The following is a 13,612-nucleotide window of genomic DNA, read 5'->3' on the forward strand; positions in this document are numbered from 1 at the left end:
GATTGGCATGAGCGCGCTCGACCGTCTTGCCGCCACCATCGCCGCCCGCAAGGGCGCCGACCCCGAGACCAGCTGGACCGCCAAGCTCCTTGCCAAGGGCCCGGAGAAATGTGCCGAGAAGTTCGGCGAAGAGGCGGTGGAGGCGATCATCGAAGCCGTCAAGGGCGACCGCGCCAAACTGACTTCCGAAGCTGCCGATGTGCTCTACCATCTACTGGTGATGCTGGAAGCCCGCGACGTCACCCTGGCCGATGTCGAAGCCGAACTCGCCCGGCGTGAGGGCACCTCAGGCATCGCCGAGAAAGCCGCGCGCTAGAGGAAGATGGGCACATTGCCCATCCTACCAACCGCCCTTGGCACCAGATCCCACGCGGGCCGGTAGGATGGGCAATATGCCCATCTTCCCAGAGGTTTGCCCAGGTTTCAGGTGACGAAGCCGATCAGGCGTTGAACAGGAAGTGCAGCACGTCACCGTCCTGCACCTCATAGGTCTTGCCCTCGACGCGGAACTTGCCGGCTTCCTTGGCCCCGGCCTCGCCCTTGCCCGCGACATAATCGGCATAAGCCACGGTTTCGGAGCGGATGAAGCCCTTCTCGAAATCGCCATGGATCACGCCCGCCGCCTGCGGCGCCAGCGTGCCCTTCAGGATCGTCCAGGCCCGCGCTTCCTTCGGCCCGACGGTGAAATAGGTCTGCAGGCCCAGAAGGTCGTAGCCGGCCTTGATCAGCCGGTCGAGCCCGGCCTCGTGCAGGCCCATCTCTTCCAGGAACATCGCGGCCTCGTCGGCGGGAAGCTGGCTGATCTCTTCCTCGATCCGGGCCGAGATCACGACCGAGCCCGCGCCCTGCGCCTTGGCCATCGCGGCCACGCGGTCGGACTGGCTGTTGCCGGTCGCAGCACAGGCCTCTTCGACATTGCAGACGTAAAGCACCGGCTTTGCCGTCAGCAGCTGCAGCAGCCGCCAGGCGCGCTGGTCATCCTCGTCGATCTTGACGGTGCGCGCGGGGCGGCCCGCCTCCAACGCCACTTGTGCCAGCGCCAGCAGACGGTCCTGGTCGGCCAGCTCCTTGTCGCCGCCCTTGAGCTTGCGGGCCAGACCGGCGCGGCGCCGCTCGATCGATTCCATATCGGCCAGCATCAGTTCGGTCTCGATCGTCTCGGCATCGGCCACCGGATCGATTCGACCCTCGACATGGGTGATGTCGCCATCTTCAAAGCAGCGCAGCACATGGGCCACGGCATCGCATTCGCGGATATTGGCCAGAAACTGGTTGCCCAGGCCCTCGCCCTTCGACGCGCCACGCACCAGGCCGGCGATATCGACAAAGGTCATCCGGGTCGGAATGATCTGTTTTGAGCCGGCAATTGCGGCCAAAGTATCAAGCCGCGCATCCGGGACGGCCACTTCGCCGACATTCGGCTCGATCGTGCAAAACGGGAAGTTGGCGGCCTGCGCAGCAGCCGTCCGGGTCAACGCATTGAAAAGGGTGGATTTCCCGACATTCGGCAACCCCACGATACCCATTTTGAAACCCATGACACCCTCCGGATCTGACGCATTGCGGCATAGGAGCAGCGCGGCTTGGGGTCAAGGCCCGCAAAATCGCGCCGTAACTCCGTCTTTCGCAATTTGTTAACCGCCTCGCAACCGTTTGACTTGCACGATGGACCGGACCAGAGGACGCTGGGGCAAATCCGCCTCGATCAGGAGTATTCATGCTTTTGCGCCGCTTCATCGCCCTGCTGTTCGGGCTGGTGCTGGGTCTTCCGGGCCTCGCCCTTGCCTATGAAAACCCGGTCCTGACCGACATCAACGATCCCGATGTTGCCCAGATGGACGGGGTCTATCACCTGACCTATCCGGTCGGGGAAGGCAAAGGCAGGGGCAATGGCGGATATTACCTCTACAGCACCTCGCGCGATCTGCTGCACTGGACCGATCCGGTGCCGATCCTGCAGCAGGACCCGGGCACGGCCCTGTGGCAGGGCAGCTTCTTCCGCGACGGCGACGGGCAGCTCTACCTTTATTACACCACGGTGACCAAGGGGCCGAACAAGGCCGTCCATGTCGCCAAAGCGGCGGATTTCACCGGACCCTTCACCGATCTGGGCGTCGTGGCGCCGGATGGCATCGACCCCTATCCGATGCGCGACGCGAGCGGGGGGCTCTGGCTCTACTTCAAGAACGACGCGAAGGGCCAGAAGGGCATCTGGGTGCAGAAGATGTCGGATCCGGCGACGCCGGTCGCAGGCTCGGCCAAGGAAATCCTGCATCCGCAGCCCGGCACCTTTGAGGACAGCGGCTATCCGTCGGTCGAGGGGCCGACGGTGATCCAGCGCGCCGGCCTGTATTTCCTGATCTACACCGGCGGTCCCTTTGGCGCGAAAAGCTATGCCGTGGGCTATGCGGTGTCGAAATCACCGGACGGGCCCTTCACGCGCGGGCCGAACAACCCGATCCTGGCCAATTCGCGCAATCCTGCGGTCTATTCCCCAGGGGTGCCCACGGTGGTGGTCGATGGCGCGGGCAAGAGCTGGCTGGTCTACCGGCAAAGGGAAAGCGCGCAGAAACGCAGCCCGCGCGACCTGACCCTGGATGCGCTGGACGATTCCAAGGCGGCGGAGGGCATCCTGAACGCCAATGCCACCACGGGCGTGGCCGAGCCGGACCCTGTACCCCTGCCCTGATCCGGCAGGGGCGACGCGGCCTGCCGCGACAAGCCTGTCACCGCGGCGCCGTCACGCCCCGACCGCGGCCTTCGCGCCGAAACCACGGCGCTGCACCCGAGGTGCCGTTACCTCAGGGCAGCAGCGCCAGATCCAAAGCGGGTGCAGGGCGCGCAATTCCGTCCTGCCCATTGCTTTTCCCTGCGCCCCCGTGCAAATCCGTGCAGGAAATTCCCTTGCAGAGATCGCTGACATGACCCGAATCGATGACACTTTCGCCCGGCTCAAAGCCGAGGGCCGCAAGGCCTTCGTGTCTTACATCATGGCGGGTGATCCCGATGTGGCGACCTCGCTGGCGGTGATGCGCGGTTTGCCGGGTGCGGGCGTCGACATCATCGAACTTGGCCTGCCCTTCACCGACCCGATGGCCGACGGCCCGACGATCCAGCTCGCCGGTCAGCGGGCCCTCGAAGGCGGGATGACGGTAGACAAGACCCTGCAGATGATCCGCGATTTCCGCGCCGGCGACCAGACCACGCCGATCGTCCTGATGGGCTATTACAACCCGATCTATTCGCGCGGCGTCGACCGTTTCCTGGCCGAGGCGAACGAGGCGGGCATCGACGGGCTGATCGTCGTCGACCTGCCGCCGGAAGAGGATGACGAGCTGTGCATCCCCGCCCAGAAGGCCGGGCTGAACTTCATCCGGCTGGCCACCCCCACGACCGATGACAAGCGCCTGCCCAAGGTGCTGCAAAACACCTCGGGCTTCGTCTATTATGTCTCGATCACCGGGATCACCGGCGCCGCCGCAGCCCAGGCCCGCGACGTGGCCCCCGAGGTGGCCCGGATCAAGGCCAAGACCGACCTGCCGGTCATCGTGGGCTTTGGCATCAACACCGCCGAGACCGCCCAGAACATCGCCGCCGTGGCTGATGGCTGCGTCGTGGGCTCTGCCATCGTCAAGGAAATCAGCACCGGTCGCCCGGTGTCCGAGATCCTGGCCTTTGTCGCAGGCCTTGCGGCGGGCGCGCACAAGGCCTGAGGCGGGCGCACTGCCGGCCCTTGCGTCGGCAGGCCACGGCGTCTTAACCTCGGGCCAGCAATCAGAGGGCGAGCATGACCAAGGGGCGGATCGAGGCGTTTTCGGATGGGGTGATCGCGATCATCATCACGATCATGGTGCTGGAGCTGCATGCCCCACACGGCGTTGAGTGGGTGGATTTCAAACCGCTGGTGCCGATTGTCCTGTGCTACGCCCTGTCTTTCATCAATGTCGGCATCTACTGGAACAACCATCACCACATGTTCCAGGCGGTGCGCCACATCGGCGGCTGGGTGCTCTGGGCCAATCTGCACTTTCTGTTCTGGCTCTCGCTGATGCCCTTCGTCACAGGCCTGATCGGCGAGAATGAATTCGCCGGGGTCACAGTGTTCCTTTACACGGCCGACCTGCTGATGTGCGGTTTTTCCTATTACCTGCTGGTCCGCGCCCTGGAAAGCCAGCACGGTCGCGACAGCCAGTTTTCCAGAAGCCACGGCAGCAGCCGCAAGGAGGCCATCTCGATCGCGGCCTATCTGGGGGCGCTGATCCTGTCCTTCTTCCAGCCTTTCATGTCGATGGGGCTGGTGGCCGTTGTTGCGGCGATCTGGATCGTGCCCGACCGCCGCTTTGTCCGCGCCACCGCTCAGGAGTAAGCCCGTGACCCCCATCACCTGCATCGAGGATCTGCGCCAGATCCACCGGCGCCGCGTGCCGAAGATGTTCTGGGATTACTGCGAAAGCGGCTCCTACACCGAGCAGACCTTCATCGAGAATTCCAGCGATTTCAGCAAGATCCGCCTGCGCCAGCGTGTGGCGCGCGATCTGAGCGGGCGGACGACCGAGACCACGATGATGGGCCGCAAGGTCGCGATGCCGGTGGCGCTGTCGCCGGTAGGCTCGGCGGGCATGCAATGCGCCGATGGCGAGATCAAGGCCGCCCGCGCGGCGGAGGCTTTCGGGGTGCCCTTCACCCTCTCGACCTTCTCGATCTGCTCGATCGAAGATATCGCGGCCCATACCAAGACGCCCTTCTGGTTCCAGCTTTACGTCATGCAGGACGAGGATTTCGTCGATGGCCTGATCGACCGCGCCCGCCGGGCCGGGTGCGAGGCTTTGGTGCTGACGCTGGATCTGCAGATCCTCGGCCAGCGCCACAAGGACATCAAGAACGGCCTGACTGCCCCGCCCAAGATGACGCCGCGCAACCTCCTCGACATGGCGCTGCATCCGGGCTGGTCGCTCGGCATGGCGATGACCCAGCGGCGGACCTTCCGCAATGTGGTGGGTCATGCCAAGGGCGTCGTGACGCTCAACGACCTCAACACCTGGTCCAACGCCAATTACGACCCGCATCTCGATTGGGGCAAGGTGCGGAAATTGCGCGACAAATGGGGCGGCAAGCTGATCCTGAAGGGCATTCTGGATGCCGAGGATGCGCGGCTGGCGCTGGACTCGGGCGCCGATGCGATCCTGGTGTCGAACCACGGCGGGCGGCAGCTTGACGGCGCCCTCTCCACCATCCGCAGCCTGCCGGAGGTGGTCCGCGCGGTGGGTGACCAGATGGAGGTCTACCTCGACGGCGGCATCCGCTCGGGTCAGGATGTGCTGAAGGCGCTGGCCATGGGGGCGAAATCCACCTTCATCGGGCGCAGTTTCCTCTACGGCCTTGGCGCCATGGGCCAGGCTGGCGTGACCAAGGCGCTGGAGGTGATCCACAAGGAAATGGACATCACCATGGCGCTGTGCGGCGTGCAGAAGGCACGCGAATTCGGGCGGGAGCATGTGCTGGTGCCCGAGGGATTTGAAGGACGCTGGGAATGATCGAAACTCTGTTGCACTTCACCGTAAACGGTCAGCAGGTGATCGGCACGCTCTGCCTGCCCTCGGGCGCGCCGGCGCCGGTCGTGCTGATGCTGCATGGCTTCACCGGCACGCGGGACGAGATGCCCGTGACCGGCACCGGCGAGGGGGTGTTTTCCCGCTCGGCCCGGCGGATGGCGCAGCAGGGGCTGGCCTCGCTGCGGATCGACTTTCGCGGCAGTGGGCAAAGCGAGGGCGATTTCGCCGACACGACCTATGAGGGCCAGATCGCCGATGCCCTGATGGCGCTTCAGGTGCTGCAGGCCGAACCCCGGGTGCAGGGCGACCGGATCGCCGTGCTGGGGTGGAGCCAGGGCGGGCTTGTCGCCTCGGCCATCGCCGGGCGCACCAATGTGCCGGTTGCGGTGGCGCTTTGGGCGGCGCTGGCCGACCCGCAGGAAAGCCTTGGCGCGCTCTTGGGGGCGGAGGTGGTGGCAAAGGGCCTGACGGCGGGCGAGACGCCGGTGCGGATCAAGATGATCTGGGGCGATATCGCGCTGAAGCAGGGCTATTTCGAGGGGATGCGCGACTTTGACCCGCCGGCCGAGATCGCGGCCTATCAGGGCCCGCTCTTCGTGGCGCATGGCACCAAGGACGTCGATGTCCTGCCCCATGCCGCCGACAAGTTCCTGGATGCCCACGATGGCCCGCAGCAGGCCTATCTGGCCGAGATGGACCATTCCTTCAACGCAACCCAAGGCCCGCAGATGCTCGACACCTTGCTGGACCGCACGGTGGCGTTTTACCGGCAGGCCGGGCTTTAAGACCCGCCCTTCGCGGCCTTGCCAAGCCGCACCAGGACCGGGGCCAGAAGCCAGACAAAGGCCAGCATGACGGCGGCAAAGACGAAGGCCGCGCGCAGGCCGAAGGCGCCGGCGATCAGGCCAAGGCTCGGCGGCCCCACGAAATAGCCCGCATAGCCCAGCATCGTGGCGCGGGCCACGGCGCGGGCGCGGTCCTTGGGCAGGGCCGAAGCGCCGACCATGGTGAAGGCGGTGGGCGAGATCACCGATGCCCCCATCCCCATCACGATGAAGCCCGCATAGGCCAGCGCCGGGCTGGTGGCCGCCGCCACGGCGACGGCGCCGGTCGCGGCAATCGCCGAGCCGGTCAGCAACAGCCTGAGCGGCGTGAATCGCTCCGACAGCCCATGCCCCAGAAGCCGCGCCAGCCCCATGGTCATCGCCAGCACCGCCGGCCCCGCCGAGCCCAGCGCGGGCGAGCCGTGCAGCGTCTTCTCGATATGCAGCGCCGACCAGCTTTCGGCGGCATTCTCCGACAGGAAGGCGATCAGCACGATCCCGCCGCCGATCAGCGGGATCATCCCCAGACCCGGTCCGGTCTCGCCCTTCAGACGGCGCAAGCCGGTGATCCGGCCATCCGCCTCCAGCGTCATCAGGGCGGCCAGTGCGGCGCAAAGCGCGATCACCCCCAGCACCACCGCCGGGCTCGCCTCGAACGAGCGCAGGGCTCCGGTGCCCAGCGCGCCAAAGGCATAGCCGAAGGAATAAGCCGCATGGCAGAGGTTCATCAAGGGCCGCCCCCGCGCCTCCATCGCCGCGACGCGGGCGTTCATCAGCACGTCCAGCGCCCCGGTCGCCGCCCCGCAGCCCAGCATGGCCAGCGGGAACAGATACCAGACCGAGACCTGCCCGGTCACCGCATAGGCCAGCGCCATGGCCAGGACAGTCCCCGGCAGCGCAAAACGGCCCAAGGCCTCGCCAATCCGTCCCGCGGCCAGCATGGCCAACATGGCCGAGATCGGCGTCATCAGCAGCAAAAGGCCAAGCTGGCTTTCGTTGACCCCGAGCAGGGCCTTGATGTCGGGCAGATCGGCGGCAAAGCAGCCCCAGATCAGGCCCATGCCGAAAAAGGCCGCCAGAGCGGGGCGGGCCAGGACGAGGCTGGAGGTCGGGTTTTGGACTTCGGTTCTGATCATGGCCTTGCCCTACAGGATCGGGCCGGCCCCTGCGCATCCGGGGCCGACTTCGCACATTCTGTCCGCGGCACCGGGCCCGCGGTTCGCGCAGCAAAAAGGGGCCCCGCGAGACCCCTTCCCGTCGCGATTTCAGCCCCGGTTCAGGCGGCTTTCAACAGCCCGTCGGCCTTCAGCCCCGCATAGCATTCGTCCAGCGATTTCCAGGCCCGGGCGATCAGGATGTCGATCTCCTCGGTCGTGATGACCAGCGGCGGCGAGATGATCATCCGGTCGCCGACATGGCGCATGATCAGGTCATTGGCAAAGCAACGCTCGCGGCAGCGGTAGCCGACGGTGCCCTGCTCGCCCGCGAACTTGGCCCGGGTCGCCTTGTCCGGCGTCAGCGCGATCGAGCCCATCAGACCGACCAGCTTGGCCTCGCCGACCAGGGGATGCTCGGTCAGGCCCTGCCACAGCTTGGCGAGGTAGGGGTTGGCCACGTCGCGGACATGCTCGACGATATGCTCTTCCTGCATGATCCGCAGGTTCTCCAGCGCCACGGCGGCGGCCACCGGGTGGCCGGAATAGGTATAGCCGTGGTTGAAATCGCCCGAAGACCCCATGACTTCCGCCACTTCGTCACAGACGATCGAGCCGCCGATCGGCTGGTAGCCCGAGGACAGGCCCTTGGCGATGGTCATGATATGCGGCTTGATCCCGAAGGTCTGCGACCCGAACCAGTTGCCGGTGCGGCCAAAGCCGGTGATGACCTCGTCCGCGATCAGGAGGATGCCGTATTTGTCGCAGATGCGCTGGATCTCCGGCCAGTAGGTGGTCGGCGGAATGATCACGCCGCCGGCGCCCTGCACCGGCTCGCCGATGAAGGCCGCGACGTTTTCGACGCCGAGGTTCAGGATCATCTTTTCCAGTTCCTGCGCGCGCATCAGGCCAAAGGCCTCCGGCGTCATGTCGCCGCCCTGCGCCCACCAGTTCGGCTCGCCGATATGGACGATGCCGGCGATCTTGCCGCCGTGGGCATGGATCCCCGACATGCCGCCGAGCGATCCGCCGCCCAGGGTCGAGCCATGGTAGCCATTGGTCCGCGCGATGATGATGCGCTTTTCCGGTTGGCCCTTGATGTCCCAATAACGCCGCACCATGCGGATGTTGGTGTCATTGGCTTCCGAGCCCGACCCCGCAAAGAACGTGTGGTTCATGCCTTCGGGCGCAAGCTGGGCTAGCTTGGCGGCCAGAGCAATGGCCGGGACATGGCTGGTCTGGAAGAAGGTGTTGTAATAGGCCAGCTGGTCCATCTGCGCCTTGGCGACATCGCCAAGCTCTGTGCGGCCATAGCCGATGTTGACGCACCACAGGCCCGCCATGCCGTCGATGATCTTGTGACCTTCCGAGTCGGTCAGCCAGACGCCCTTGCCCTGGGTCATGATCCGGGCGCCCTTCTTGGCCAGCGCCGAATTATCGGTGAAAGGGTGCATGTGGTGGGCCGCGTCCAGCGCCTGAAGCTCGGCCGTCGGCATGTGGTTGGTGATCTTGTTCATGGTGACCCCTGCAAACTATGGGCGAATCCGCTGCCCTTCGCGGCAGTTTATGATCAAATCCCCGGCCAATCAAGAAATTTGATCAAATTATCTGCGCACGCCGGCAAGAGGCTCAGATTTCGCCACGTTCCAGGGCAGCGCGCACCTGATCGACGCCCTGGGCGATGTCGGAATACATCGATTTCGCCAGCACCGCCGCATCGCCGCGCTTCATCGCCTCCACCGCCTCTTCATGGCGGTCCGGCAGGGTGGAAGCCGCGCCCTTGGCAATCACGATCCGCAAGGAGGGCCCGAAGCGCAGCCAGAGCGAGCGCGCCATGTCGACCAGCACCGGCGCGTCTGAGGCCTCGTAAAGCGCGAAGTGAAAGGCGTGGTTGCTGGCCAGATAGGCGGTGATGTCGCCCTCGCGGATCGCGGCATCGACGGTGCTGTCGATCTCCTCCAGCCGCGCGATCAGCGCCGGGGTCAGGTTGGCGGCCGCGAGCTCGGCCAGCTTCGGCTCAATGGTCAGGCGGGCAAAGGCGATCTGGTCCAGAAGCCCCGGGGTCAGGCGCGGCACGGTGACCCGCCGGTTGCCCTGCGGCAGCAGCGCGCCCTCGGCCGCCAGCCGGCGGATCGCTTCCCGCACCGGAGTCATCCCCGCGCCCAGATCATTGATCAGCCCCTGAATGGTCACCGGCGCCCCGGGCTCCAGCAGCCCGAAAAGGATCATGTCCCTGAGCCGGGCATAGGTGACTTCATGGGTCGGGATCTTGCGCGTGTCGTCCATCAGCCATCCTGGTTTGATCAAACGCCGTTATGACCGCTTTTTCCCCGCAATCAAGGCCGTATTTCCCCAAGGGATCAAGGCCGCCCCCCTTCCCGCTTCATCCAGACAAAAATATCCCGCCGGGGTTCCCCAAGGGCGCGCGCAGCGCCCTTGGGCGCGGGGGGTTCGGGGGGGCGCGCAGCCCCCCCGACTTGCCCCCGATAATTCCCGTCCCGCATCACAGTCCAGCCCTTGCCTGCGCCCATTTTCTCAAGGCATCATCCCGCCGGGAGTGACCGGGTGCGCCGCCTGTTAGCGCAAGCGCCCCGGACCGGGCCGAAAGCCCACAGGATTTGACAGGAGGAGAATTGACATGAAGACGATCCAGGGCCCGGCGCTGTTTCTGGCGCAATTCGCGGGCGATGCGGCACCCTTCAACTCTTGGGACAGCATCACGAAATGGGCCGCCTCTTGCGGCTACAAGGGGGTCCAGGTCCCCTCCTGGGACGCGCGGCTGTTCGATCTGACCAAGGCCGCCACCTCGCAAACCTATTGCGACGAGATCAAGGGCGTGGCCGAAGCCAATGGCGTGCAGATCACTGAGCTTTCGACCCACCTGCAAGGCCAACTCGTCGCCGTCCATCCTGCCTATGACACCCAGTTCGACGGCTTTGCCACGCCTTCGGTGCACAAGGATCCCAAGGCCCGCGCCGCTTGGGCCGCCGATCAGGTCAAGCAGGCCCTCAGCGCCAGCCGCCGCCTTGGCCTTTCCGCCCATGCCACCTTCTCCGGTGCCCTCGCCTGGCCCTATCTCTACCCCTGGCCGCAGCGCCCCGCCGGTCTGGTGGAAGAGGCCTTTGACGAACTGGCCCGGCGCTGGCTCCCGATCCTCGACCATGCCGAGGATTGCGGCGTCGACGTCGCTTACGAGATCCACCCCGGCGAAGACCTGCATGACGGCGTGACCTTCGAGATGTTCCTCGACCGGGTCGAGGGTCACACCCGCGCCAACATGCTCTACGATCCCAGCCACTATGTGCTGCAATGCCTTGATTACCTTGACCATATCGACATCTACCACGACCGGATCAAGATGTTCCACGTCAAGGATGCCGAGTTCAACCCGACCGGCCGGCAAGGCGTCTATGGCGGCTTCCAGTCCTGGGTCAACCGCGCCGGCCGCTTCCGCTCGCCCGGCGATGGTCAGGTCGATTTCGGCGGCATCTTCTCCAAACTCACGCAATACGGCTTTGACGGCTGGGCGGTGGTCGAATGGGAATGCTGCCTGAAACACCCCGAGGACGGCGCCCGTGAAGGCGCGGCCTTCGTGAAGAACCATATCATCCGGGTCACCGAAAAGGCCTTTGACGATTTCGCCGATGCCGGCACCGACCGCGCCGCCAACCGCCGCATGCTTGGACTGGAGTAAGCCCATGACCATCACCGCAACCCCCGACAGCAAGACCGCCCGCGCCCCGCGCATCCGCCTCGGCATGGTCGGCGGCGGCCAGGGCGCCTTCATCGGCGCCGTCCACCGCATCGCCGCCCGTCTGGACGACCAGTACGAACTGGTGGCCGGCGCCTTCTCCTCGGATGCCGCCCGCAGCGCCGACTCCGCCGCCGACCTCGGCGTGGCGCGCAGCTATACCTCCTATGCCGAAATGGCGCAGAAAGAGGCGCGCCGGAAGGACGGGATCGAGGCGGTCGCCATCGTCACCCCGAACCACCTCCACGCCCCGGTGGCGCTGGAGTTCCTCAAGCGCGGCATCCATGTGATCTGCGACAAACCCCTGACCGCCACCCTGCCCGAGGCGAAGAAACTCGCCAAAGCCGCCGAGGCTTCCGGCGTGATCTTCGCCCTGACCCATAATTACACCGGCTACCCGATGATCCGTCAGGCGCGCGAGATGATCGCCGCCGGGGAATTGGGCGAGATCCGCCTGGTCAACGTCGAATACATTCAGGACTGGCTCTCCGAACCGGTCGAGGCGACGGGCCAGAAACAGGCCGACTGGCGCACCGACCCGGCCCGCTCCGGCGCAGGCGGAGCGACGGGCGACATCGGCACCCATGCTTTCAACCTCGCAAGCTTCGTAACCGGCCTCACCCTCGATGAGCTTTCCGCCGACCTGCAAAGCTTCGTCCCCGGCCGCCGCCTCGATGACAACGGCCATGTCCTGATGCGCTACCAGGGCGGCGCGCGCGGCACGCTCTGGTGCAGCCAGGTCGCCGCCGGCCAGGAAAACGGGTTGCGCCTCCGCGTCTTCGGCACCAAGGCCGGCATCGAATGGGAACAGGAGAACCCCAATTATCTCTACGTCGGCCCGCTCGGCCAGCCGAAATACCGCCTGACCCGCGGCGGCCCCGGCACCGGCGAGGCTGCCGCCCGCGTCACCCGCGTGCCCTCCGGCCACCCGGAAGGCTATCTCGAAGGCTTCGCCAATATCTACGCCGAAGCCGCCCGCGCCATCATCGCCCGCCGCGACGGCACGGCCCCCGATGCCGCCGTGACCTTCCCCGGGCTGGCGGAAGGTCTGCAGGGCGTGGCCTTCGTCGATGCCTGCGTACGCTCCTCGCGCAAGAACGGCAGCTGGACCAAACTCGCGCTCTGACGGCCCCGGCTTCATCCAGAGCAAAATATCCTCGGGGTCCGGGGCAGACAGCCCCGGGGTCCGGCCCAGGTCCCGCCGCACCCCGGTTATCCCGTAGGATGGGCAATACTGCCCATCTTCCCGGCACAATCCGGCCCTCAGCGACCGCGTTCGCGCTGCAGCCAAAGGGCGGTCAGGATCAGCGGCGCGTTCTCGATCTCGCCGCTGGCCACCAGATCCATCAGTTCGGCGAAAGAGATCAGGTGGCCGCGGATGTCCTCGGCCTCGCCCGGCACGCCATAGACCCCCGCGCAGCCATCGGGCAGGTCGGTGAGCGCGACGAAGGAATAGATATATTCCCCCACCGCTCCCGGGCTCGGGTAAAAGCGCGAGACCGGCAAGAGCTCGTCCAGGCTGAGGCCGGCCTCCTCCTTGGCCTCGCGGCGGGCGGCCTCCTCGGGCGTCTCGAACGGGTCGATCCGGCCCGCGATGGCTTCGATCTGCCAGAGCTCGCGATCGCCGCGTGCGAGGGGGCCGGCGCGGAACTGCTCCACCACCAGCACGCGGTCGCGCAACGGGTCATAGGGCAGCACCGTCACCGCATCGCCCGACAGGAAAGCCGCCCGCGTCACGGTCTCGCTGTCGCTGCCGTCGAAGCGGCGCCAGCTGACGTCATATTCCTCGACCGCGAAGTAATGCGCATAGGGCTGGCGAAAGGCCGCGACGCGGAAATCGCCCGGCGCGGTCGGGTGGCGCAAGGTGGCGGGCGGGGCCGCGCGCGCGCGCAGCCGCGAGGCGGCCCGCACCATCAGGACGAACAGCCGCGCCGCGATCTTTTCCGCGGTCTGCAAGCCTTCAAGCGCCAGAATATCCGCGACCACCGTGAGGACAACCTCGCGGTCCCGGGGCGCCAGGTCCGCATCGGTGGCAGGCGTGCCCTGCCCCAGATAGACAAGCGTATCCCCCTCCGAACTCGAGACGGATTCCGGCCAGAGCCCAAGGCCGCGCAGAAGAAAATCCAGCCGGGCAAAGGGCTTGGCCTCCAGCGTCAGGATCACCCCGGCTATCCGTTCCGCGCCGCGGATCGGCACGGACCAGGGGCCTTCCGTCGCGCGCGCCAGCGCCAGACCGCTGGCAAAGCCCTGCGCCCCGGCCTCTTCGCCCAAGACAAGGCGCAGCAGCCCGGCCTCTGCGGCCAGACCGGCCAGAAACACCTGCACGCTCAT

The 13,612-nt window shown here is 66.2% G+C and carries 13 protein-coding genes; 8 read left to right on the forward strand and 5 right to left on the reverse strand.

Features of this window, described 5'->3' with window-relative positions; genetic code table 11:
* Positions 1 to 7: 7 nt before the first annotated feature.
* Entirely contained in the window at positions 8 to 316 is a 309-nt protein-coding gene (locus AC1DVR_RS08010; protein WP_478000028.1) for a phosphoribosyl-ATP diphosphatase, read from the forward strand.
* A gap of 124 nt (positions 317 to 440) precedes the next feature.
* On the opposite strand, the gene ychF is transcribed toward AC1DVR_RS08010, so the two are convergent.
* Positions 441 to 1,538, reverse strand: coding sequence for a redox-regulated ATPase YchF (gene ychF / locus AC1DVR_RS08015; RefSeq protein WP_478000029.1), 1,098 nt, complete (start codon positions 1,536 to 1,538; stop codon positions 441 to 443).
* A gap of 179 nt (positions 1,539 to 1,717) precedes the next feature.
* On the opposite strand from ychF, the gene AC1DVR_RS08020 reads away from it, so the two are divergent.
* The 5 genes from AC1DVR_RS08020 (at position 1,718) to AC1DVR_RS08040 (ending at position 6,337) form a co-directional block, all read left to right on the forward strand.
* Positions 1,718 to 2,689, forward strand: coding sequence for a glycoside hydrolase family 43 protein (locus AC1DVR_RS08020; RefSeq protein WP_478000030.1), 972 nt, complete (start codon positions 1,718 to 1,720; stop codon positions 2,687 to 2,689).
* Between the two features lie 232 nt (positions 2,690 to 2,921).
* Positions 2,922 to 3,713 carry a tryptophan synthase subunit alpha gene (gene trpA / locus AC1DVR_RS08025; protein WP_478000031.1) on the forward strand — a complete coding sequence of 264 codons (792 nt, stop codon included), beginning with the start codon at positions 2,922 to 2,924 and terminating at the stop codon, positions 3,711 to 3,713.
* A 74-nt stretch (positions 3,714 to 3,787) separates the two neighbouring features.
* Positions 3,788 to 4,366: a TMEM175 family protein gene (locus tag AC1DVR_RS08030; RefSeq protein ID WP_478000032.1), complete on the forward strand. Its 579-nt coding sequence runs from the start codon at positions 3,788 to 3,790 to the stop codon at positions 4,364 to 4,366.
* 4 nt (positions 4,367 to 4,370) lie between these two features.
* On the forward strand, positions 4,371 to 5,534 hold the full coding sequence (locus AC1DVR_RS08035) for an alpha-hydroxy acid oxidase (RefSeq protein ID WP_478000033.1): 1,164 nt from the start codon (positions 4,371 to 4,373) through the stop codon (positions 5,532 to 5,534).
* Complete coding sequence (locus AC1DVR_RS08040) at positions 5,531 to 6,337, forward strand: alpha/beta hydrolase family protein (RefSeq protein WP_478000034.1); 807 nt, start codon at positions 5,531 to 5,533, stop codon at positions 6,335 to 6,337. Before AC1DVR_RS08035 ends, AC1DVR_RS08040 begins: the two co-directional genes overlap by 4 nt.
* On the opposite strand, the gene AC1DVR_RS08045 is transcribed toward AC1DVR_RS08040, so the two are convergent.
* From AC1DVR_RS08045 to AC1DVR_RS08055, 3 genes are all read right to left on the reverse strand, one after another.
* Complete coding sequence (locus AC1DVR_RS08045) at positions 6,334 to 7,512, reverse strand: MFS transporter (protein WP_478000035.1); 1,179 nt, start codon at positions 7,510 to 7,512, stop codon at positions 6,334 to 6,336. The two genes, AC1DVR_RS08040 and AC1DVR_RS08045, sit on opposite strands and share 4 nt — an antisense overlap.
* A gap of 140 nt (positions 7,513 to 7,652) precedes the next feature.
* Positions 7,653 to 9,047 (reverse strand): aspartate aminotransferase family protein, encoded by a 1,395-nt coding sequence (locus AC1DVR_RS08050; protein WP_478000036.1) that lies wholly within the window; start codon positions 9,045 to 9,047, stop codon positions 7,653 to 7,655.
* 112 nt (positions 9,048 to 9,159) lie between these two features.
* On the reverse strand, positions 9,160 to 9,816 hold the full coding sequence (locus AC1DVR_RS08055) for a GntR family transcriptional regulator (RefSeq protein ID WP_478000037.1): 657 nt from the start codon (positions 9,814 to 9,816) through the stop codon (positions 9,160 to 9,162).
* Between the two features lie 352 nt (positions 9,817 to 10,168).
* Between AC1DVR_RS08055 and AC1DVR_RS08060 the strand changes: the two genes are divergently transcribed.
* Together AC1DVR_RS08060 and AC1DVR_RS08065 are read left to right on the forward strand one after the other, a co-directional pair.
* A complete protein-coding gene (locus tag AC1DVR_RS08060) occupies positions 10,169 to 11,224 on the forward strand; it encodes a sugar phosphate isomerase/epimerase family protein (protein ID WP_478000038.1) in 1,056 nt (351 codons plus the stop codon).
* Between the two features lie 4 nt (positions 11,225 to 11,228).
* Positions 11,229 to 12,407: a Gfo/Idh/MocA family protein gene (locus AC1DVR_RS08065; RefSeq protein WP_478000039.1), complete on the forward strand. Its 1,179-nt coding sequence runs from the start codon at positions 11,229 to 11,231 to the stop codon at positions 12,405 to 12,407.
* Positions 12,408 to 12,544: 137 nt separating this feature from the next.
* Here the strand turns inward: AC1DVR_RS08065 and AC1DVR_RS08070 are convergent, their stop codons facing one another.
* Complete coding sequence (locus AC1DVR_RS08070) at positions 12,545 to 13,612, reverse strand: NUDIX domain-containing protein (protein WP_478000040.1); 1,068 nt, start codon at positions 13,610 to 13,612, stop codon at positions 12,545 to 12,547.

This window comes from Rhodobacter sp. P2_H5 (assembly GCF_056403335.1).